Raw genomic sequence first — 21,916 nt, forward strand, 5'->3', positions numbered from 1 at the left:
GAGGGATCGTTGACCGGCAACTTGAAAGCTGATCCGGATGCGTTGCGCGCCACCGCACCTCGTTTCCGTTCTGTCGGCGACGGTGTGGCGACGGCTGCGCAGCGTTTGCGGGCGGTGATCGAGGCCGAGGGCGCTTGCTGGGGTGGGGATGAGATCGGCAAGGCTTTCGGTGACGGGTACACGCCGGGAGCCACGGAGGGGCAAGAGGCCATTCAGGGGTTGAGCGCGGTGTTCACTCGTATGGGCGATAACGTCGTCGTGGTCGCCGATTCCTTGCAAGCTCAGGATGAGGCCATCTCCAGCGGGATCAACGCGGCAGCCACCTGATGGGTATCGAGATACCCGAGTCTCTGCAATGGGTGGCCAAGTACGTCGTCGGGGCGGGTGACTGGCCCGAGGGTGATGAAACCGCGATGCGTCGGGTCGCCACAGCGTGGAGCGACATGGCTGCGGCGCTCGAAGACAGCGGTGACGACGCGCAGGCGGTCATGCGGGCGGCGCTCACTGCGATCGACCAAGGTCAGACCCATGACGCGATGGCCGCGTATTGGGACAAGGTGGCGGGCAACGATGAAAGCGCGTTGCCGAAGCTGATCGAGTACTGCAACTCGCTCAGTGATTCCCTCGACGAGTCGGCGCTGGATATCGAGCACACCAAGATGGTGATCATCGCGTCGATGGTCGTCCTCGCGGCTGAACTCGCGGTAGCCATTGCGACTGCCTGGACCGGTGTCGGCGCGGCAGCCGGGGCCGCGGCGAAGGTGGCGACACAGATCGGGATCCGGATGGCGATCCGAACCCTGATCAAGAAGATCATTGCGAATGTGACCGCGCGGGCTGCGGCGCGAGCGGCCATGAAGGGCGCGGCCTTCGGAGTTCTCGAGGGGGTGGGCACCGAACTTGCGCCGCACCTGATCCAAATGGCCAAGGGCGACCGGACGGGCCTGGACGAGCAGGACGTGGACGCGCTGTGGAACAGCGCGAAATCCGGCGCGGTCGGTGGTGCGGTCGGCGCGGGTCTGGGAACCGGCGGGCTGGGCGGCCCGCTGGCGAACCGGGCGGGTTCCACGGTTGGGAAGTTGGCGGCGGACCTGGGTGTCGAAAGCGCCGCCCGTGTTGCCGGAAACGTCGCAGGGACGCTCGCTACCGGCGGCGAGCTGACATTGGAAACATTCACCTCGGGCGCCGCGGGTAGTGCACTCGAGCACGGTGCTGGGGCGGCGGGCGCCAAATTGGGCAGCAGCACCAGCAGTTTGTCGCTGCAAGGTCTCGGGGATGGTCCGGAGTTGCCCGGCGGTGATGGTTCATCGAATCCGTCGTCGAGCCCGGATGATTCGCCCAGCACTCAACCCGCCAGTACCGACGATTCGGCGACCTCGCAACCCAATGACGAGGATTCGGTCGGCGCGCAAGCGAAGACCGGCGGCGATACGCCTGCGGCGCAACCGAACAGCGGCGACGATACGCCTGCTGCCCAATCGAACAGCGGCGACGAAACGCCCGCTGGCCAACCGAATAGCGCCGACGACTCGGCGAGCACCCAGCCCGCCAGCGCCGAACCCGGGACCGATCGACCTCCCGGTGCGGATGCGAGTCCGGGGACGAGCATGCCGGACACCGACCAGTCCGCCAGTTCGGCTCCGCAATCTCAGGTTTCGCCCGAATCCTCGCCTCCTGTCGACTCCGGTAACGGCGATGGGCCGATGCCGTCGCGAGGTGAACAGACTTCACCATCGAACAGCGCCACCGACGCGGCGAACACACCGATTGCCGAGACCGGTCCCGCCACGCAGCAGAACACGAACCCCAGTCCGGAAACGACAACCGATCCGGGCTCGCGTGTCGATCCAGAGTCCGCGCCCAGCCGACCGAGCACCGAGCCAGAGGGGCAGGCCGCCGCGGACAGTTCGCCGCCGGATTCTTCCCGGCCCGAGCCGGCCACCCCCGGCGAGTCGAATCCACACAACGGTCGAACCGAACCCAGCGGCGAAGAGACCGCTCCGGATTCGAGCCGCACGCCTCCCCAGCCGCAACCGGACGCGCCACTGTCGGCCGATCCCGAGGGTCAGCAGACAAGGAATCCGGACACGCCACCCTCGCCCGATAGGGACCCGGACACCGACTCCGGGCCGCAGCAAGCAAGCTCGCAGCCGTCGGTCGGCGCTGGATCGTCCATGCCGGGCACACCCCGCACAACCACCGGCGGCGAAAACTCTGCCTCCGCGGCAACTGTCGATCCCGGCCCCACGTCGACCGCGGCGGCTACCGTCACGCTCCCCCCGAACGCCGCGACGGCAGGCGGAATCAGCGGTACCAATTCTCCCGCCGGCGTCACTCCGGACGCGAACCAGCGCGCGACTCCCACAACGGAACCCAGTGCCGGGACCACACCGGGCAACACCGCCACGCCGCCACGCGGGCCGGCTGATACACGGACCCCGGGGCAACCACGTTCGAGCGATCCTCGTCAGTCGCGCGATAGCAGGCCGGATCCGGATAGTCGGGGCGCCGACCCCGTCCGTATACCTCCCCGGCCCACCGAGGCTGCGGGCCTGTTCTCCCGGTCGCGGCGGCCTCGAGCGCCACTCGACGACTCGTGGGGGATACCCGCGAATCAGTCCGCCGACGACGCGGTTCGTGACTCCGCGCCGCGTATCGCCCCAGTGACCGAGCGGCCGTATTACGCGAATCCCCGATTCTCCGATCCTGAGGCGGCACAGCGGTACGCTCGCGAAAATCGTGGTCATCTTCACGAGGCCATGGATATCCGAGGGCGGACGATCAACCATCCGGAAATCGCGCGGTTGTCGCTCGAAGAGATCGCGATCATTCGGCACAACCAGTTCATGAGCTTGAACGAGCACGTCAATCGTGCGACCAGGGATGGTGATCTCCAGGCGCTCGAGGAGTACGACACGCAAATTCGTGCACTGGTCGGTGCTTACAACAGGCTGCCGGATTACAAGGGGGTCGTTCGGCGAGGGCTCACTATTACCGATCCGGCGAAGTTGGCTCTGTTCAACAGTGAGTATGTGGCCGGAAACTTCGTGGTCGACTCGGGATTTGCCTCGTCGGACAAAGTTGCGTCCATCGGCGGGAACTTCGAGCTCATCATCGAATCCCGCCACGGGAAGGATATCTCGTGGGCGACCGGTCAACAGAATGAGGTGGTTTTTCCACCCGGGCATAAATTCTATGTCGCCAGCCGTGAGCTTGGGGAAGACGGAATAACTTACATCAAGCTAATCGATCTAGGGAGAGAGAGTAATGCCGATGACGCCCGAAGAGTACAAGAAGATTATGGACGAGTCTCTGAAGAAAGATCCGCCGAAAACTCCCGAGGAACGGGCATGGTGGGACAACTTCTTCGCGGAGGAGAAGAAGCGTCCGCGACGCCAAGCCACCCCGGAACAAGAGAAGATCTGGCAGGCCTGGGGCGAATCGGAGGTACGGAGGATCGCGCGGGAGAAGGGAGTCGACCTGGATTAGCACCGGATCACCTACCCGGAGAACCGGTTTCAGCGGCGTCACCGGATTTCCGTGCGCCCGGACCTGATACGCAGGCGCCGCTGTGGGCGCACCAGGATCCGAACTACCACCGGAACGCAACCCGGTTGCCGGATTGGTGGCCGCGCCCGAACAGCACCACGACTCAGGAACCTCCCGTCCCCCAGCTGTCGACCACGCATGCGCCGGAATCACTCCCACCACCCACGCGTGCGCCGCAGTCGCAACCCCAGCAACCGTCGTGGTTGGCCCCGTCTCAGCCATCGGCTCAACCCGATGGCCAGATCCCGAATCGACAGGGTTCGTATCCGGTCGACGGCCGTTCGTTCGTCGATCCGAATTCGCCGGCGCCGCACCACAGGAGTGCGCTGGACCGGCCGCTACACCAGAATCCGCAGCAAGCCGGTCCGCAATCGGCGAGCCCTCATTCACCATTGCACCAATCGAATCCGTCGCGGGAGCTCTCGCCCGATAGTCCTCGGCAAGTTCCGCATCGGCAGGCGCCCGCGCTGAACGCGGCACCTCCGTCCAACGGGGGACAGATGCCGCTACCGCAGACGCCATCCATCGGGCAGCGGCCGCCGATCGGACAAGTGCCGGCTAACGGGCACATGCCGCCGAACCGGCAGTCGCCGCCTGACAGGCACATGCCGCCGAACCGGCAGGCGCCGGCCGACGGGCACACGCCGCCGAACCGACAGGCTCCGCCGGACGGCCGCACACCAGCGAACCGGCAGGCGCCACTCGACGGGCACATCCCGCCGAACCGCCAGGCCCCTTCCGACGGACACATGCCGCCGAACCGGCAGACGCCACCAGACGGCCGTATGCCGGCAAACCGTCAGGCGCCACCGAACGGTTACGTACCGACGTTCCAACAGGCACCACCGAATGGATACGTACCGACCACCCGGCAGGCGCCACCGCATCGGCACGTACCGGCCAACCGGCAGGCGCCGCCCAACGGACACATACCGCCGAACGGGCGCACGCCGCGATCGGAAAACCCAGCACGACCGGCCGATCCGTCGCATCACGCAACGCGTGCACCTTCGGCGTCGACTCCGACACCGCACAACTTCCGCACGGGCGATATCGCGGAACCCGCAACGCCCCAGTCGAACAGGTCTGCGGATCCGCGTTTCCATGCGCCGGAGACCCGCTCGGCCGCACCGAATACACCGCCGGCTCCCGCCCAGCACCAGGCGCCGAGCAACAACGTGCGGCAGGCTCCGCCTCAGCCGGATTCGGCGCCGACTTCACGCGACGGCCAACTTCGACCTCCGCCATCGAATACTTCGCCGACGACGGCGCCGCGAACGCCGTCTCACGAGGGGGCGGCACCGCGACGAGAGACTGTTGACAACCAGTCGCGCTCCGACAGCCCACCGCCACAGCACGCGCCTGTCCGAACCGACCCGCCCGCGCCACGTACCACGGATCCGACCAGGGCATTCCGCGAGAGTTACCGACAACGGACTCCGGAAGGCGGCCGGGTAACCCCAGTGTCACCGTCGGCACGACCGGATTCGGCACCCGCGTACCGCGTGCGGCGTTTCGTCGGCGATCGGTCAGGCCAGTCGTTCACGGTTGCCTCGATTCGTGTCCACGTCAGCGCGGGTCCGCACATCCGGCCCGAGACTGTGGCCCGTCTGATGGAGTCGGTGCAGGTCACGACGGATCGCTCGTTCAACGGCGGCCACCGGCTCGTCGGTGGCGACTGGTTCCTCGTCGACGTGGAATTCACCAACGATCCTGTGGCCGCGGATCTGCGCGTGACGGTCGATACCGATACGCGTAATCCGAACACCTGGCATCCGGATGCGAGCCCGGAAAACCTCGCGGATCAGCTACGCGAGCAGCTCGGTCTTCGCCCCGCGGAACCAGGCGAGTCGTCGCTGAGCACCGACGACCTCCGGACGATCAGCAACGATCTGACTTCGGCGGAAACCGCAAGCCGCTTCGACGACCCCTCGTCAGGTCGCCCGATCGGCGAGCGCCATCTCGGCCCGGTCGAGGACCCCGGATATCAAGCAGCCGTCGAGGACGCCCTGCGCGAGGGCAACAGCTTCCGGGTCGGCGCCGACCCGCGGACCAACCCCTACGGGCAGTTGATCAACGACGGCGGCACCACCGTCCCCGGTCGTAACAACAACTGTGTCGACTGCGCGATGTCGGCGCTGTCCGCGTTCTTCGGTCGTCCTCAGGTGTCGGCACCGCGCTGGCCGGATCGGCTGCCCAATGGCGAGATCGATGTGGCCTCCGGTGAGCAGAATGGTCTTGAACGCGCCGCCAGGTGGCTCGGCCAAGATCTCCAGACCGACGCCGGCAGCGGGCGGCCCATACCCGATCAGTTCCGCGCCCTGCACGACCGGATCGCGGCGCTCGGGCCTGGTGCGGCAGCGCTCGTGGTCAACCAGTGGCATGCCCGCGACCCCGACACGGGACAACTCCAATACCACCCCGACGGAACCCCCGTACTCGATGGCAACCACGCATCGGTCATCGTCTACCCGCCCGGCGCGGATGGCCCGGTGTGGTGGGATCCGCAGTCCGGTAGGACTTCTGATCACCCGCCGGCCGACGTGATCGCCGATTCCGCTGGTCTGTGGTTCACACCGATTCCACCTGACTCAGGAGCAGCAGATGCCCCAACCACTCGAGACCAAGGATCAAGTCGCGAGCCATCTCGCCCAGATCTTCGATCCGAGCCGGGAATACCGGATCTACCGGATCGAGCACGGATGGGTGTGCTCACCGATCCCGACCACTCAGGAAACGGCAACGGGCCGCGACATCGGCCTCACGAAGCTAGTGGTCGACGGCCAGACCGGGACAGTGATCCAGTACCCGAGCTGGTCGACCCGGATGGTCGAGACGGACTACACCGAAGCACGCAGGACGGGCCGGCCGCCCCAGGGCGCGCAGGTGTACCCGAAGCAGTGGCAGGTGAGTCTCGAACGGATACGGGAGAACGCCGTGGAGATCGAGTACCGGCTCACGACGACGTCGCGAACCCAACCTCCGCAGCACAGCGAGGGCCCACTGGTGATCAACAAGCAGTCCCTCGAACACCGTCCGACCGGAACGATGCAGGCAATGGCGGTGTCCCGCGCGAAGTGGCGCAGCGAGCTGGACGGGACGTGGCCGGAGCGGGAGATGTTCGAGGTGTAGAGGGCGGGGCGTCGGCAGCGGCTGGTGCCGGGAGGTACCAAGACAGTGACCTATCAAGACCTCAACGGGAGTCTGGCCGGGTGATATCGGCCGACTCGTCGCCCGTCGGCCACGAAGCGTCTCTACCTTCGAGCTCGAACCAGCCGTTGGGCTTCGCCGACTCGGTCCACCCTCCGAACCATCCGACGACGCGACGAGTGGATGTCGATGATCCGTCCATCAGGCGTCTGGTCGATATACACCGGGAGGCCCGTCGAGGTGCAAAGGTTGGGTGGAGGCGAATGGGCGGTGCTATCGAGTTCAACATCGGTGACCGGAATGGCATCTTCGCGGGGTTCAGCGGTGAAAGTAATGTCGCCACGAACGCCCCGGTTGGTACGAAGCTCCCACCAATCGCCCCGCCGGCGACGACGAACGCGGTCGTTCCCGCCCCACCCCCGGAGCGGGGGTTCAAGAGCAACGATGCCGAGAACAACCTCCTCGAGCATTTGCACAGCCTGCTTCAGGAGTCTTACCCTCTGGGCTCGGACGGCACGAGCTCAGTGTTCGGCCGAATGACGTTGTTCTCGGAGCAAACACCGTGCGACTCTTGTGGTCCAACAATCGAACGTTTCCAGCAGATGTATCCGAACGTGGAGATCGACGTAGTATTCGTCACGCCATATCCTCCAGTCGCCAGGAACCGACCGACTCTCTGATCTATCTCGATCGAAAGGATGTACATGAGCTTCATGGATGACCTGGCCAATCCGCTGATCGAGCAAGGACTGGTGGATCCCCGCGCTGTCCAGGGTTGTAGCGATGCCGAGATTACGGCATTGATGCAAGCTCAGGGCGTGACGTCGGTGCCGCATGCTTATTACGAATTTCTTCGATTCGGCGGGAGGAATCCGTACTGGCTCACTCATTCTGGCGAATGGGACTACGACTGGCTGATCGAGGCCAAGGATCTGGCCCGCGAAATAGTGGAGGACGACAATCGGGACTTCGCCGATTTTGAAGGGTCATTTGTTTTCCAGACCCACCAAGGATACATGTTCTACTACTTTCGTCCCGCGGACCTGATGTCGCGGGACCCGCACTTCTGGATCTACAAGGAAACGCGTCAACCAGAGGATAGCGGGATGGTCTTCACTGAGTGGCTTCGTGAGCTCGCTGATTCTCTACCCACTGCAATTGCAGTCCGGAAACGTCTCGGCATCGAGTGACCAGGCGAGGCGCCGCCTGGCAACGTATCCGTAGCTGCGTGCAACCTCTGTGTGCTTTGCGCGAGGGCGCCGAGTCGGCGATGAAGCGGATAGATCTCAACATCGACGAGACTGATTCGGGTGATGACCTCCGGCTTATGTACAACGGAGAGCCATTCACCGGTGAAGCGGTCGAGGCGGTAGGTGATCAGCTGTTGTCCCAAGAGTTCTATGTCGACGGGATAGCTCATGGAACTACCCGAGAATGGTGGCCAAACGGCCAGTTGAAGATGGAAGGGCAAGTACGTCACGGGCTGGAGTATGGCGTATTTCGCAGGTGGCATGAGAACGGGCAACTGGCAGCAGAAAATCGCTTCGATGATTACGGTAAGCTGCACACTGTTCATAGATGGGACGAGAATGGGGCCCAGATTGATTGACTACGCAGCTTCATAGAGGGCGGATGAAGCGCATCGATCTGAACGTTGATGAGGTTACGACGGGCGACGATCTTCGGCTGGAGTACGAGGGCGAACCGTTCACGGGTGAAGTGGTCGAAACGGTCGCCGGAATGATGATTTCGCAAGAGTTCTATGTCGATGGGATAAACGATGGGCCGACCCGGGAGTGGTGGGGAGACGGAGTATTGAAATCAGAAGGGACGACTCGGCGAGGTCGTCCTACCGGGCTATATCGCGATTGGCATTCCAATGGTCGGCTGGCGTGCGAGAGGGTATTCGATGAGCGTGGACGGCTCACCGAGGTCCGCACATGGGATGAGAAATGGACGCCCGACGAGTGCATGAAAACTGGTCGCCCCCATGTGGAGTGCTCGGGTTGCCCGCATGACCCCGGCACGGACAAGGCATCTCCTTGCTCGCAGTTTGAAAGACAGGCCATGATATGAGCTTCGTTGCCGACCTTGTCGCAGATTTGCGTCGGAAGGGCTTAACTGGTCCGGCGCAAGTAAAAGGTTGCACTGCAGAGGAGATCAATGCTCTCATGGAAGCGCAAGGTGTTACTTCTCTTCCGGAGTCATACCGTGAATTCCTCGAGTGTATGGGCAAGGATCCGTACTGGCTTTCGCAAATGGGTGAGTGGGATTACGACTGGCTGCTCGAATCCAAGAGCCTGGCCCGCGAAGTCGTCGTAGAGGACTACGCTGGGGACTTTGATGGGCTGGAAGACATCTTCGTATTTCAAACGCATCAGGGCTACATGTTCTATTTTTTCCGTGGCGAGAACCTGAAAGATCCTGATCCTAGGTTCTACATCTTCGACGGGAGTCGACCCATCCGCCTCAGTGACTCCACGTTCAACCGATGGCTATCGGGGCTAGCGAGGTACCTGCCCACCGAGCTCGAGATGCGGAACCGCAACCGTTGAACGGGGATGGATTGCCGCGCTTCGATGAACATGAGCCCTGATGCATGCCGGAAATCGCCGGCTTGTTGCGCCGCTCGAGCGCACCGGGCGCCGGCTGCCTCGATTGGCTGATCCCTGTCGGCACACGCAGGTCCGAGTGCGGTCGTGTAGATGTAATGCTGTTCGTATGAGCGACATCTGGCCGATCGTCCATGCCGAGCGCGTGGCGCTGATCGATGATCTTGCCGAACTCGCCGACGACCTGTGGGAGCGCCCCTCATTGTGTGGTGGTTGGACTGTGCACGATGTCGCCGCGCACTTGATCAATAACGCGAAGGCCACTCGCCTCGGGATTGTGCGCGACATGGTCCGCGCACGTTTCGACTTCGCTCGCATGACCGCACAAGGTGTCGAACGTGAGCGCGGTGCGACGCCCCGTGAAACGCTCGCTCGACTTCGCAAAGTAGCGACTCTTACATCGACACCGCCGGCGCCCCTTGACAGTCGTCTGGTCGAAGAGGTCGTCCATGGCGAGGACATCCGGCGTCCGTTGGGCATCAAACGCGAATACTCGGCAGAGGCGGTCGTCAGGTCGCTGCGATATCAGGCGCACACCCCGGTCTCCCTCGGAGGTGCAAAGCAACTTGTCAGCGCGGTCCGGTTGTGCGCCACCGACGAAGCCGTCTTTATCGGTGATGGGCCCGAGATCAGCGGACCGGCGCTGTCGCTGCTCTTGGCGATATCGGGACGCAAGGTCGCCCTGAGCGACCTCACCGGGCCGGGGCTGCGTGTGCTGGACTAAACGAGCACCGATCGCGCATCGCCCTACTTCCGCACCAACGCCACCAACTGGCCCAACTTCGCTGGGCTCGGCTTGTCGATCGGGGCCTCGTCGGCGTGGGGGTCGACCAAGTGGGTGTGGGGGATCGAGGTTTCGGGGTTGGCGAAGGGGGCGTAGGTTTTGTCGCCTTGGACGGTGGCGAGTAGGTAGCCGGTGAGTAGGGCTCGGGTGGCTCGGGCGGTTTTGTGTTCGTGTTTGCCTGCGCCGAGCAGGGTCATCAGGCGGCGGCCTTCGGGGAGGCCGTCGGCGGAGGCTTTGTCGATGGTGCGCAGGAGCATGGGGCCGCCCCACGCCGCGGCCAGGGGGATGGCGTTGGAGTTGGTGGAGCGCAGGTCGGTGGCGCCGGCGAGGATGAGGGCGGGGGTGTCGATGTCGGCGGCGATGGATTCGGCGGCGGGGGCGGTGGGGGCCGGGAAGAGGGCGGCTACCGCGGCTACGCGGCGTTGGGCGGCGGCGATGACGGCGGCGCCCGCGCCCATGGCGTGGCCGGCCAGGACCAGCTTGTCGGGGTGGACGCTGATCGCGCCGTCACCGAGGCGCACGCCGGCGCAGATGTCGAGGGTGGTGAGCAGGTCGGTGGCCAGGCCCAGATGTGACGGGATGGGGCCGCGTTCGGTATCGGGGGCGGCGGCGACGAAACCCCAGGACGCCAGGTGCTCGAGCAGCGACCGGTAGTTGTCGGAGCCGGCCAGCCAGCCGTGGCCGAACGCCACCGCGGGTAGGTTGCGGCCCGATTCGGGGGTGTACACGACGCCGGGCTGGCCCGCGATGGCCAAGTTGCCGCGCAGCACCCGGTGCGGGCCGCGGCTGGTCAGGATGCTCAGGAGGGATTTCACAGACGCCGACACGACGTGAACGTTATCCGATAAGTACTCTGGTGAGCCATGTGCGGAATCGTGGGGTACGTCGGGTACCGGGATGCTCTCGGCGTCGTCGTCGACGCGTTGCGCCGCATGGAGTATCGCGGATACGACTCGGCGGGCGTCGCGATCCTCGACGGAGCGGGCGCCATCGCGGTGGAACGCAAGGCCGGACGCCTCGCGAATCTGGAGGCTGAGCTGGGCGAAGCCGGTGCGGGCGCGTTCGCGGGCAGCACCGGCATGGGGCACACCCGCTGGGCCACGCACGGTGCGCCGACCGACCGCAACGCCCACCCGCATCGCGATGCGGCGGGGTCGATCGCCGTGGTGCACAACGGCATCATCGAGAATTTCGCGCCGCTGCGTCGCGAACTCGAGGACGCCGGAGTGGAGCTGCGCAGCGATACCGACACCGAGGTCGCGGTGCATCTGGTGGCGCGCGCCTATGCCGAGGGGCCGACGGCGGGTGATTTCGAGGCGAGCGCGCTGGCCGTGCTGCGCCGCCTGGAGGGCGCGTTCACGCTGGTCTTCACCCATGCCGATCATCCGGACAAGATCATCGCCGCGCGTCGTTCGACCCCGCTGGTGGTGGGTGTGGGCCGCGGCGAGATGTTCATCGCCTCGGATGTGACCGCCTTCATCGAGCACACCCGCGAGGCCGTCGAACTCGGCCAGGACCAGGCCGTGGTGATCACCGCCGACAGCTACCGGGTCACCGACTTCGCCGGTAACGACGCCGGTTCGCGCACCCGGCCGTTCACCATCGACTGGGATCTGGCCGCCGCCGAAAAGGGCGGGCACGACTACTTCATGCTCAAGGAGATCGAGGAGCAGCCGGCCGCGGTCGCCGAAACCCTGATGGGGCATTTCGACACCGGCCACGGCGGGTCCGGGCGCATCGTGCTGGACGAGCAGCGCCTCGCCGATCAGGAACTGCGCGACGTCGACAAGGTGTTCGTCGTGGCCTGTGGCAGCGCCTACCACTCGGGACTGCTGGCCAAGTACGCGATCGAACACTGGACCCGCTTGCCCGTCGAGGTGGAGCTGGCCAGCGAGTTCCGCTACCGCGACCCGGTGCTGGACCGCTCCACGCTGGTGGTGGCGATCTCGCAGTCCGGCGAGACCGCCGACACGCTGGAAGCGGTGCGCCACGCCAAGGAGCAGAAGGCGCGCGTGCTCGCGATCTGCAATACCAACGGCGCGCAGATTCCTCGCGAATCCGACGCGGTGCTCTACACCCGGGCCGGGCCGGAGATCGGCGTCGCGTCGACCAAGGCCTTCCTGGCGCAGGTGACGGCCAATTACCTGGTCGGGCTGGCCTTGGCGCAGGCGCGCGGCACCAAGTACCCCGACGAGGTGGCGCGCGAGTTCGCCGAGCTGGAGGCGATGCCGAAGCTGGTCGCGCGGGTGCTGGAGACGGCGCCGCAGGTGCGGTCGATCGCGCGGGAGCTGGCGAAGGTGCCGACGGTGCTGTTCCTCGGCCGCCACGTCGGCTACCCGGTGGCGCTCGAGGGTGCGCTCAAGCTCAAGGAACTGGCGTACATGCACGCGGAGGGTTTCGCCGCCGGCGAGCTCAAGCACGGCCCGATCGCGCTGATCGAGGACGGGCTGCCGGTGATCGTGGTGATGCCCTCGCCGAAGGGGCGCGCGGTGCTGCACTCGAAGCTGCTGAGCAATATCCGCGAGATCCAGGCGCGGGGCGCGCGCACGATCGTCATCGCTGAGGAGGGCGACGACACCGTGCGCCCGTTCGCCGACGACCTCATCGAGATCCCGTCCGCGCCGACGCTGTTCCAGCCGCTGCTGTCGACGATCCCGCTGCAGATCTTCGCCGCCGAGGTGGCGCAGGCGCGCGGCTACGACGTCGACAAGCCGCGCAACCTGGCGAAATCGGTCACGGTCGAATAGGTCGCCCAGCGACAGACAACGACCCGGACCGATAGCGGTCCGGGTCGTTGTCGGTTCCGCACCCGAACCCCCTGGCGTCGAGAGCTACATGGCTGCGGCATCGCGCGAGTAGACCTCTCGCTCATGTAACTCTCGCGCGGAGACGGGTGGGGGAGTACGGGCTGGGGGGCGTGTTAGGGGGTCGGTGCCATTGCCTTGCCGTCGATCGGGGACGGGTCGGCGGTGCCCGGCTCGACGCGGTTCGACGTCGTCGCGGCGCCACGTTCCAACCTGGCCGACACGACGGCCAACCCCAGCGCGCTCGCGGCGAGCAGCGCGCCCACCCAGTTGGGCGCGGTGTACCCGAGCCCGGCCGAGATGACGAGGCCGCCGAGCCATGCCGCCAGCGCGTTGCCCAGGTTGAACGCGCCGATATTGATGGCAGACGCCAGAGTGGCCGCGCTGGCCGCCTGGTCGAGGACGCGCTTCTGCAGGGGTGGGACGGTGGCGAATCCGAGTGCGCCGATCAGCACGACGGTGACGGCGGCGAGCGGCTTGCTGTGCGCGGTGACGGTGAACAGCGCCAGTACCGCGGCGAGCAGGCCGAGCGCGAGGTAGAGCATCGGCATCAGATGACGGTCGGCGTAGCGGCCGCCGATCAGGTTGCCGGCGAACATGCCGAGGCCGAACAGCACCAGCAGCCAGGTCACCGAGCTGTCGGCGTATCCGGCGACGTCGGTCATCATCGGCGCGAGGTAGGTGATGGCGGCGAAGACGCCACCGAAGCCGAGCACGGTCATCGCCATGGCGAGCAGGACCTGCGGGTTGGCCAGTGCGGAGAATTCCGCGCGCAGCCGGGCATCCCGCGGCGCCGGCTGATCGGGGATCAGCGCGGCGACGCCGATCAGTCCGATCACGCCGATCACGGCGACCAGCGCGAAGGTGAGGCGCCAGCCGAACTGCTGCCCGAGCAGGGTGCCCAGCGGGACGCCGACGACGGTCGCGGCGGTGAGTCCGGTGAACATGATGGCGATGGCGCCGGCCTTGCGATCGGCGGCGACCAGGCTGCCCGCGACCACCGCGCCGATGCCGAAGAACGCGCCGTGCGCCAGGGAGGCGATAATCCGCCCGGTCAGCATGAGCGCGAAGCTCGGTGCCACCGCCGACAGCAGGTTTCCGGCGATCAGCAGCAGCAATGAGCCCAGCAGCATGCGTTTGCGGGAGACGCGGGTGCCGAGCCCGGTCATCACCGGCGCGCCCGCGACGACGCCGAGCGCGTAGCCGGTGACCAGCAGGCCCGCCGTGGGGATGGACACCGTGTAATCGGCCGCGATGTCGGGCAGCAGCCCCACCACGACGAATTCGGTTGTGCCGATGGCGAACGCCCCGAGGGTCAGGGCGAGCAGGGCAAGCGGCATGGAACGGGAAGGACCATCCATGACCGCCGATGCCGCTCTGACCGGCCTCGCCGATGGCTGGTACGCGCTGTCGCTGCTGCACGACCGGATCGAGGCGCATATCGAACGCGCCCTGCAGAACGGGCACGACCTCAGCGTGCGCGAGTACTCGCTGCTGGTGGTGTTGTCCCGGCAGCACGACGGGCCCGGCGGGCATCTGCGGATGAATCAGGTCGCCGAGGCGGTCGTGTTGAGCCAGAGCGCGACGACCCGGCTGGTGTCGCGCCTGGAGGATCGCGGGCTGTTGCAGCGGTATCTGTGCCCGGACGATCGGCGCGGCATCTACACCGACGTCACTGTGTCCGGACTCGAACTACTCGACCGGGCCCGCCCGACCCATGACGCGGCGTTGACCAGCGCACTCCAGCAGGCCGCCGCGAATCCCGAACTGGCGCCGCTGGTCTCGGCGGTGGAGGCGTTGAACGCGGGCAGTCCGCGCACCCGCGAATATCGTCCGGTGTGAGGGCTACTGCACAGTGATGGTGCCGCGCATCTCCGGATGGATCGGGCACAGGTACCGGTACGACCCAGCGGTGGTGAAGGTGTGGCTCCACTCGCCCTCGGTGAACAGCGGGCTGTTGATGCCCATCGCCTTGTCGCCGATGCCCTGCACGCCGTGCACGACGTCGTCGTCGAACTTCCAGGTGACGGTGTCGCCGACGGAGATGGTGAGGTCGGCGGGGGAGAAGGTCATATCGTCGACCTCGACCACGAAGGTCTGCGCCTGCCCGTCCGCCGCGGGAGCCGAGGTGGGTGCGGAAGTGGCGGTGGTCGTCGCCTCTGCCGGTGACTCGTCGTCGGAACCGCATCCGGACAGTAGCGCCGCTGCGAGGACGAATCCGGCGGCGAGGACGGTGGCGTGACGACGCGGCGTAGGCATGATGATCAAGCGTAGTCTGCGGAGGTCACGGCCCGAGCAACCAGTGGAGGTGCGTGTCCGATGTGTTCGCAACGGGGCTATTACTCGGTCGACGCGGTCCGGGAGGCCGAGGCGGAGCTGTTCACCAGGGTCGCGGCCGGGGTGCCGATGCGGCGGGCGGCGTACGGGCTGGCGAACGTCGTCGCCGGCGAATTGCGGGCCCGCACCGGCGGTGTCGCCGGACGGTCGGTGACGTTGCTGGTCGGCTCGGGCGATAACGGCGGGGACGCGCTGTGGGCGGGGTCCTTCCTGCGCCGGCGCGGTGTTTCGGTCGACGCGGTGCTGTTGAATCCGGACCGCGCGCACGCGGAAGGTCTTGCGGCGCTGCGGAAAGCCGGGGGCCGGGTGCGGGCGGAGGTCGGTCGGCCGGACCTGGTGATCGATGGGATCGTCGGCATTTCCGGGCGCGGGTCGTTGCGGCCGGAGGCGGCGGAGATCGTCTCGCGCATTGAAGCGCCGATCGTCGCGGCGGATCTGCCGAGCGGTGTCGATCCCGATAACGGCGCGGTCGACGGCCCGGCGGTGCGGGCGCAGGTGACCGTCGCCTTCGGTGCCTGCAAACCGGTGCATGCGCTGGCGGCTGATCGGTGCGGGCGAATCGAGTTGGTGCCCATCGGATTACAGCTGCCCGAACCCGGCCTCGCGGCCCTCGAACCGAGCGAGATCGGAGCACGGTGGCCGGTGCCGGGCGCCACCGACGACAAGTACAGCCAGGGCGTCACGGGTGTCTGTGCCGGTAGCGCGGCGTATCCGGGTGCGGCGGTGCTGTGCACGGGCGGGGCGGTGGCGGCGACCTCCGGCATGGTCCGTTACGCGGGCAGCGGCGCGGACCAGGTGCTGGCCCAGTTCCCGGAGGTCATCGCCGCCCGCAATATCGCCTCGACCGGCCGGGTCCAGGCCTGGGTGTTCGGTCCCGGTTCGGGCACCGACGACGGCGCGTGGGCCCGGATGGCGCAGATCCTGTCCACCGATCTTCCGGTGGTGATCGACGCCGACGGCCTGACGCTGCTCGCCGAGCATCCCGCCATGGTCCGCGACCGCACCGCGCCCACGGTGCTCACCCCGCATGCCGGCGAGTTCGCGCGCCTCACCGGGGAGTCGCTCGGCGTCGACCGGGTGACGGCGGTGCGGGAACTGGCCGAATCGTGGGGTGCGACGGTGCTGCTCAAGGGGCGCGCCACGCTGGTCGCCGAACCCGGCAAGCCGGTGCTGGTGAACGAGGCGGGCGGTTCGTGGGCCGCGACGGCGGGTGCCGGCGATGTGTTGTCCGGTGTGATCGGATCGCTGCTCGCCGCGGGCCGCGAACCCGGCTGGTCGGCTGCCGCGGCCGCCCGAGCCCACGCCCTGGCCGCCAACCTCGCCGCCGCCGAGGGCCCGGCCGCCGCGCCCATCTCCGCGACCCCACTGCTGAATCACCTGCGGCCCGCGATTCGCACGCTGCGCGCCCTGGCTTCGTGATATCCGGCGGGTTCGGCTCCGTGCCGATGCTGCACGCCCAGGGTGGTCGCTCGCCCCCGATGACCGGGTTGGTGGCAGGATCGGAAACCGTGAATGCGCAAGTCGAGACGGTCGTCGATCTGGATGCCATCGCTCATAACGTGCGGATCCTGCGGGAACACGCGGGTGACGCGGCGGTGATGATCGTGGTGAAGGCCGACGGCTACAACCACGGCGCGGTCGAGGTCGGGCGGGCCGCGCTGGCGGCGGGTGCGGCGGAACTCGGCGTCACCACGATCAGCGAAGCGGTGCAACTGCGCGAGGCCGGGATCACCGCGCCGATCCTGACCTGGCTCAACAACTCCGATGCCGATTACGGGGCCGGCATCGCCGCCGACATCGAGATCGGCGTGTCCTCGCTGACGCAGCTACGCGGCGTCGAGGCGGCGGCCCGGCGGCTCGGGCGCACCGCCACGCTGACGCTCAAGGTCGACACCGGCCTCAACCGCAACGGCGTCTCGGTCACCGAATACCGCGACGTCCTCACGGCGCTGCGCGGCCTCGTCGACGAGCAGGTGGTGCGCTTCCGCGCGATCTTCTCGCACCTGGCGCACGCCGACGAACCGCATCATCCGATCATCGACGTCCAGCGCGACCGCTTCGTCGAGGCCATCGCCGTCGCCAAGGAATACGGCCTGGAGCCGGAGATCACCCACCTGGCCAATTCGGCCGCCACGCTGACCCGTCCCGATCTCGCCTTCGACATGGTGCGCCCGGGCATCGCGGTCTACGGCCTGTCCCCGGTGCCCGAGCTCGGCGATTTCGGCCTGCGCCCGGCCATGACCTTCCAGGCCGAGGTCTCGCTGGTCAAACGGGTCGCCGCCGGTGAGGGCGTGTCCTACGGGCACGAGTGGATCGCCCCGCACGACACCACCGTCGCGCTCATCCCGGCCGGATACGCCGACGGTGTCTGGCGCCGGCTCGGCGGACGTTTCGACGTCTGGGTGCGCGGCGCGCGGCGGCCCAGCATCGGGCGGGTGTGCATGGATCAGCTGGTCATCGACCTCGGCGAGAACCTCGACGGCGTCACCGAGGGCGATACCGCGGTCCTGTTCGGCACCGGCGAAGGCGGCCAACCGCACGCGCAGGAATGGGCCGATCTGCTCGAGACCATCCACTACGAGGTGGTGTGCGCACCCCGCGGCCGCGCGGTGCGCCGATTCCGAGGCGGGCCGCAGTGAGCAAACGCCGGGTGACCGTCCTGCGCGGCGGTATGGCCACCGCGGGCCTGGTCGCGGCCATGGCCGGGGTGCACGCACTCCGGCGCGCGGGGGCCAAGGTGCTGGTGCCGGTGGCCCGCGATCCGTACCGCGGCGAGGACTTCTCGCTGATCGACTCCGACCGGGCCGGGGAGGTCCGCGCCGATGACGGTGTCGTGCTGGCGACCCGCGAATGCGGTCCCGCCGACGCCCCCGTCACCGTCGTCTTCGTGCACGGCTTCTGCAACACCATGGAGTCGTTCCACTTCCAGCGCCGTCACCTCGAACAGCGCTGGGGTCCGCAGGTGCGGATGGTGCTGTTCGATCTGCGCGGGCACGGACGCTCGGGCGCTCCGGAAGCCCAGCGCTGCACCGTCCGCCAGCTCGGGCGCGACCTGGTGCGCGTCATCGAGGCGAAGGCGCCGGACGGGCCGCTGGTGCTGGTCGGGCATTCGCTCGGCGGGATGGCGGTCCTGGCCGCGGCGGCCCAATACCGGGCGCTGTTCGAGCAGCGGGTTGCGGGCGTCGCCCTGCTGTCGACGGCGGCGGCCGAGGTGGCCAGCGCCGGGCTCGGCCAGCTGTTGCGCAATCCGACCCTCGACGGGTTCCGGATGGCGGTGCACACCGCGCCGGCGCTGGTGCAGACCGGCCGGATGACGGCCAAGCATGTGATCGCGCCGATCCTGCACGTGAGCTCGTTCCACGGTCCGGTGAGCCCGACGTTGTCGCGGTTCGCCACGCTGATGATCGACCGCACCCCGGTCGAGACGATCGTCAAATTCCTGAAAGCGATCGAATTGCACGACGAATCGGCCGCGCTGCCGGTGCTCGCCGATATCCCGGTGCTGATCATGGGCGGTAAACACGATCTGGTGATCCCGTTCCGCAACTCCCGGGCGCTGGCGCGTGAACTGCCGGAGGCCGAACTGGTCGAGCTGCCGGAGGCGGCGCATATGCCGCAGCTGCAGTTCGCCGATCTGGTCGACGCCGCCCTGGACCGGCTGCTGCTGCGCGCCGGCGTCGTCACCGGCACACCGGAGGTGACCGGTGACTGAACACCAGCGCACCCTGCCCACCGTCGCCGACACCGAAGCGCTCGGCCGGGAACTGGCCGCCGGCCTCGTCGCGGGCGATCTCGTCGTGCTCGACGGACCGCTCGGCGCCGGCAAGACCGCGTTGACCCGGGGCATCGCCGCCGGGCTCGGCGTGCAGGGCCGGGTCAGCTCGCCGACGTTCATCATCGCCCGCAGGCACCGCGCGGGCGATCGCCGTGGCGCGGCCCCGGTGGCGCTGGTGCACGTGGACGCCTACCGCCTCGGCGGCGGGCTCGACGAGCTCGACGCCCTCGACCTGGACACCGACCTGCACGATGCGGTGGTCGTCGTGGAATGGGGTGGCGGTGTCGTGGAGCACCTCACCGACCGTCATCTGCGGGTGCGGCTGACCCGCGAACCGGAATCAGAGGTGCGGGTCGCGACCTGGGAGTGGATCGAACGCCAGGTCGACCCGGCGGCGGGCTAGCGGCCCACTTGCGCCACGCTCGAACGCCTGCGCGGCTTCGGCAACGCTGTGACGTGGGCAACCTCCGGCGGTGCGAGCGCACGCGGCTGCGCGCCGCGACCCTCAGGGCTGCGCGACGCGTGGGGACCAACCGGTATCGTTGGGCCAATCATGCTTGTACTTGCTGTCGACACCGCGACGCCCGCCGTTACAGCGGGATTGGTGGAATTGGAGCAGTCCGCGGCCGGTGCCCAGGCACCGGCCGACGTGCGCACCATCGCCGTCCGGGTGCGGGTCGACGCCCGCGCCCACGCCGAGGTGCTCACCCCGCAGATCCTCGAATGCCTCAGCGAGGCAGGGCGATCCAGGACCGATATCGCGGCCGTCGTGGTCGGTGTCGGGCCCGGGCCGTTCACCGGATTACGGGTCGGCATGGCCACCGCGGCCGCCTTCGGTGACGCCCTCGGCATCCCGGTGTACGGCGTGTGCAGCCTCGACGCCATCGCCGCCGACGGCGCCCGCGACCTCGCCCCCGGGGCCGAACTGCTGGTGGTGACCGATGCCCGCCGCCGCGAGGTGTACTCGGCGCGCTACCGCGAAGACCTGCCGTGGGCCCAAGGCGGCATCGGCCGCCGCGTCGCGGGCCCCGATGTGGGCAAGCCAGGGGATCTGGATACCGAGCAGGCCACCGTCGTCGCCGGGTCGGCCTCCCACGTCGACCTGTTCGACCTACCGGTGCTACCGGTGGAGACGCCGTCACCGGCCGGGCTGGTGCGGGTCGCGGCGCCGGCCGTGCTGGCACGAGCGGTGCCCGAACCGCTGGTCCCGCTGTATCTGCGCAGGCCCGACGCGGTGGAGCAGAGCTACCGCACCCTCGACCGGACGGGGGCGTAGTCGTGGGTATCCGCATCGAACCGATGACCGTCGCCGATATCGACCGCTGCGTGGAACTCGAGCAGTTGCTGTTCCCCGAGGACGACCCCTGGCATGCGGTGTCGTTCCGGTCCGAGCTCGCGGCCGGGCACAACCGCTACATCACCGCCCGCGACGACGACGGCCGGATGGTCGGCTACGCCGGGATCGCGCTGCTCGGTGATACCGAACACCCCGAGGCCGAGGTGCACACCATCGGCGTCGACCCGCAATGCCATCGCGCGGGCATCGGGACCAAACTGCTCGAAGCCCTGCTCGCCGAGGCGGGCGTGCGCGGCGGGCCGGTATTCCTCGAGGTCCGCACCGACAACGCCCCGGCCATCGCGCTCTACGCCAAGCACGGCTTCCACATCATCGGGCTGCGCAAGAACTACTACCACCCCAGCGGCGCCGACGCCTACACCATGCGCAGGCCTGCGCTGTCGCCGGAGAGCGCGCAGTGGGGCGAGGCGAATCGACCGGACGAGGTGCTGTCGTGATCGTCATGGGTATCGAGAGCTCCTGCGACGAAACCGGTGTCGGCATCGTCCGCCGCCACCCGGACGGCACGTGTGAGCTGCTGGCCGACGAGGTCGCCTCGAGCGTCGACCAGCACGCCCGCTTCGGCGGTGTGGTGCCCGAGATCGCTTCGCGCGCGCATCTGGAGGCCATCGTGCCCGCCATGCGGCGCGCGCTGTCGAGCGCGGGCATCGTCGCCCCGGACGCGCTCGCGGTCACCATCGGCCCCGGCCTGGCCGGTGCGCTGCTGGTCGGTGTCGCCGCCGCCAAGGCCTACGCCGCGGCCTGGGATGTGCCGTTCTACGCGCTCAACCACCTCGGCGGGCATGTCGCGGTGGACACCCTCGAGCACGGGCCGATGCCGCCGTGTGTGGCGCTGCTGGTCTCGGGCGGGCATACCCATCTGCTGCACGTCACCGATCTGGCCGAGCCGATCGTCGAGCTGGGCAGCACCGTCGACGACGCGGCGGGCGAGGCGTTCGACAAGGTCGCGCGGTTGCTCGGTCTCGGCTTCCCCGGTGGCCCCGCGCTGGACGCGGCCGCTACCTCGGGTGACCCGAAAGCCATCGCGTTCCCGCGCGGGATGACCGGCCCGCGCGATCCGCGCTATGACTTCTCGTTCTCCGGCTTGAAGACCGCGGTGGCCCGCTATGTCGAGGCCGCCCAGCGTGACGGGGTGGCGGCCGCGGATCTGCCGATCCCGGATATCGCGGCCTCGTTCCAGGAGGCGGTCGCCGATGTGCTCACCATGAAGGCGGTGCGCGCGGCGCAGGACGTCGGCGTGGGCACGCTGGTGCTCGGCGGTGGCGCCACCGCCAATTCGCGGATCCGGTCGCTGGCCGAAGAGCGTTGCGCGGCAGCCGGTTTGGAGCTGCGGGTGCCGAAGCCGCGGCTGTGCACCGATAACGGTGTGATGATCGCGGCGCTGGGCGCCCATGTGATCGCGGGTGGCGCGCAGCCGTCGCCGTTGACGGTGGCGACCGACCCGGGGCTGCCGGTGTCGGTCAGTCAGATTTCCTGAGCCAGAACTGCCGGGCCTCGGCCGCCGATGTGCGCGCGGGCTCGACCGCGGTCTGCCCGGTGCCGGTTGGC

The 21,916-nt window shown here is 67.8% G+C and carries 19 protein-coding genes; 16 read left to right on the forward strand and 3 right to left on the reverse strand.

The genetic code is table 11. The features are described 5' to 3' along the window. The first annotated feature begins 9 nt into the window (after positions 1–9). The 7 genes from NOCYR_RS04650 (at position 10) to NOCYR_RS04700 (ending at position 10,035) form a co-directional block, all read left to right on the forward strand. Positions 10–327, forward strand: a complete 318-nt coding sequence (locus NOCYR_RS04650) for a WXG100 family type VII secretion target (protein WP_048832833.1) — start codon at positions 10–12, stop codon at positions 325–327. Further along, a complete protein-coding gene (locus tag NOCYR_RS29065) occupies positions 327–7,379 on the forward strand; it encodes a toxin glutamine deamidase domain-containing protein (protein WP_148280530.1) in 7,053 nt (2,350 codons plus the stop codon). The genes NOCYR_RS04650 and NOCYR_RS29065 overlap by 1 nt, the downstream gene beginning before the upstream one ends. A gap of 24 nt (positions 7,380–7,403) precedes the next feature. After that, a complete protein-coding gene (locus NOCYR_RS04685) occupies positions 7,404–7,889 on the forward strand; it encodes an SMI1/KNR4 family protein (protein ID WP_148280531.1) in 486 nt (161 codons plus the stop codon). Between the two features lie 80 nt (positions 7,890–7,969). Beyond that, positions 7,970–8,308 carry a toxin-antitoxin system YwqK family antitoxin gene (locus NOCYR_RS04690; RefSeq protein ID WP_148280532.1) on the forward strand — a complete coding sequence of 113 codons (339 nt, stop codon included), beginning with the start codon at positions 7,970–7,972 and terminating at the stop codon, positions 8,306–8,308. Between the two features lie 23 nt (positions 8,309–8,331). Then, positions 8,332–8,775 (forward strand): toxin-antitoxin system YwqK family antitoxin, encoded by a 444-nt coding sequence (locus NOCYR_RS28160; protein ID WP_193364732.1) that lies wholly within the window; start codon positions 8,332–8,334, stop codon positions 8,773–8,775. Continuing rightward, positions 8,772–9,254, forward strand: a complete 483-nt coding sequence (locus NOCYR_RS04695) for an SMI1/KNR4 family protein (RefSeq protein WP_014349203.1) — start codon at positions 8,772–8,774, stop codon at positions 9,252–9,254. Before NOCYR_RS28160 ends, NOCYR_RS04695 begins: the two co-directional genes overlap by 4 nt. A gap of 166 nt (positions 9,255–9,420) precedes the next feature. Then, positions 9,421–10,035 (forward strand): maleylpyruvate isomerase family mycothiol-dependent enzyme, encoded by a 615-nt coding sequence (locus NOCYR_RS04700; RefSeq protein WP_048832847.1) that lies wholly within the window; start codon positions 9,421–9,423, stop codon positions 10,033–10,035. 23 nt (positions 10,036–10,058) lie between these two features. Here NOCYR_RS04700 and NOCYR_RS04705 read toward each other — a convergent pair whose 3' ends face one another. Next, the gene (locus NOCYR_RS04705; protein ID WP_048832848.1) at positions 10,059–10,922 is read right to left on the reverse strand and encodes an alpha/beta hydrolase; all 864 of its coding nucleotides are present in this window, start codon (positions 10,920–10,922) and stop codon (positions 10,059–10,061) included. A 36-nt stretch (positions 10,923–10,958) separates the two neighbouring features. Here NOCYR_RS04705 and glmS point away from each other — a divergent pair, with 36 nt between their 5' ends. Beyond that, entirely contained in the window at positions 10,959–12,842 is a 1,884-nt protein-coding gene (gene glmS, locus NOCYR_RS04710; protein ID WP_014349206.1) for a glutamine--fructose-6-phosphate transaminase (isomerizing), read from the forward strand. Positions 12,843–13,015: 173 nt separating this feature from the next. On the opposite strand, the gene NOCYR_RS04715 is transcribed toward glmS, so the two are convergent. After that, positions 13,016–14,239, reverse strand: coding sequence for an MFS transporter (locus NOCYR_RS04715; RefSeq protein WP_014349207.1), 1,224 nt, complete (start codon positions 14,237–14,239; stop codon positions 13,016–13,018). A 19-nt stretch (positions 14,240–14,258) separates the two neighbouring features. On the opposite strand from NOCYR_RS04715, the gene NOCYR_RS04720 reads away from it, so the two are divergent. Then, positions 14,259–14,741 (forward strand): MarR family winged helix-turn-helix transcriptional regulator, encoded by a 483-nt coding sequence (locus NOCYR_RS04720; RefSeq protein ID WP_014349208.1) that lies wholly within the window; start codon positions 14,259–14,261, stop codon positions 14,739–14,741. Between the two features lie 3 nt (positions 14,742–14,744). Here the strand turns inward: NOCYR_RS04720 and NOCYR_RS04725 are convergent, their stop codons facing one another. Next, complete coding sequence (locus NOCYR_RS04725) at positions 14,745–15,158, reverse strand: plastocyanin/azurin family copper-binding protein (RefSeq protein WP_048833912.1); 414 nt, start codon at positions 15,156–15,158, stop codon at positions 14,745–14,747. A gap of 60 nt (positions 15,159–15,218) precedes the next feature. On the opposite strand from NOCYR_RS04725, the gene NOCYR_RS04730 reads away from it, so the two are divergent. The 7 genes from NOCYR_RS04730 to tsaD all read left to right on the forward strand — a co-directional run bounded on the left by NOCYR_RS04730 (position 15,219) and on the right by tsaD (position 21,845). Further along, positions 15,219–16,655, forward strand: a complete 1,437-nt coding sequence (locus tag NOCYR_RS04730; protein WP_014349210.1) for an NAD(P)H-hydrate dehydratase — start codon at positions 15,219–15,221, stop codon at positions 16,653–16,655. 59 nt (positions 16,656–16,714) lie between these two features. Then, entirely contained in the window at positions 16,715–17,875 is a 1,161-nt protein-coding gene (gene alr / locus NOCYR_RS04735) for an alanine racemase (RefSeq protein WP_048832850.1), read from the forward strand. Beyond that, complete coding sequence (locus NOCYR_RS04740) at positions 17,872–18,948, forward strand: alpha/beta fold hydrolase (protein WP_014349212.1); 1,077 nt, start codon at positions 17,872–17,874, stop codon at positions 18,946–18,948. Before alr ends, NOCYR_RS04740 begins: the two co-directional genes overlap by 4 nt. Continuing rightward, positions 18,941–19,414 (forward strand): tRNA (adenosine(37)-N6)-threonylcarbamoyltransferase complex ATPase subunit type 1 TsaE, encoded by a 474-nt coding sequence (tsaE, locus tag NOCYR_RS04745; RefSeq protein ID WP_014349213.1) that lies wholly within the window; start codon positions 18,941–18,943, stop codon positions 19,412–19,414. The genes NOCYR_RS04740 and tsaE overlap by 8 nt, the downstream gene beginning before the upstream one ends. A 150-nt stretch (positions 19,415–19,564) precedes the next feature. After that, positions 19,565–20,287, forward strand: a complete 723-nt coding sequence (gene tsaB / locus NOCYR_RS04750) for a tRNA (adenosine(37)-N6)-threonylcarbamoyltransferase complex dimerization subunit type 1 TsaB (RefSeq protein WP_048832851.1) — start codon at positions 19,565–19,567, stop codon at positions 20,285–20,287. A 2-nt stretch (positions 20,288–20,289) separates the two neighbouring features. Continuing rightward, positions 20,290–20,805 carry a ribosomal protein S18-alanine N-acetyltransferase gene (rimI, locus tag NOCYR_RS04755; RefSeq protein ID WP_014349215.1) on the forward strand — a complete coding sequence of 172 codons (516 nt, stop codon included), beginning with the start codon at positions 20,290–20,292 and terminating at the stop codon, positions 20,803–20,805. After that, the gene (gene tsaD, locus NOCYR_RS04760) at positions 20,802–21,845 is read left to right on the forward strand and encodes a tRNA (adenosine(37)-N6)-threonylcarbamoyltransferase complex transferase subunit TsaD (protein ID WP_048832852.1); all 1,044 of its coding nucleotides are present in this window, start codon (positions 20,802–20,804) and stop codon (positions 21,843–21,845) included. Before rimI ends, tsaD begins: the two co-directional genes overlap by 4 nt. The last annotated feature ends 71 nt before the right edge of the window (positions 21,846–21,916 follow it).

Origin of the sequence: Nocardia cyriacigeorgica GUH-2 (assembly GCF_000284035.1) — a bacterium.
GTDB classification, from domain to species: domain Bacteria; phylum Actinomycetota; class Actinomycetes; order Mycobacteriales; family Mycobacteriaceae; genus Nocardia; species Nocardia cyriacigeorgica_B.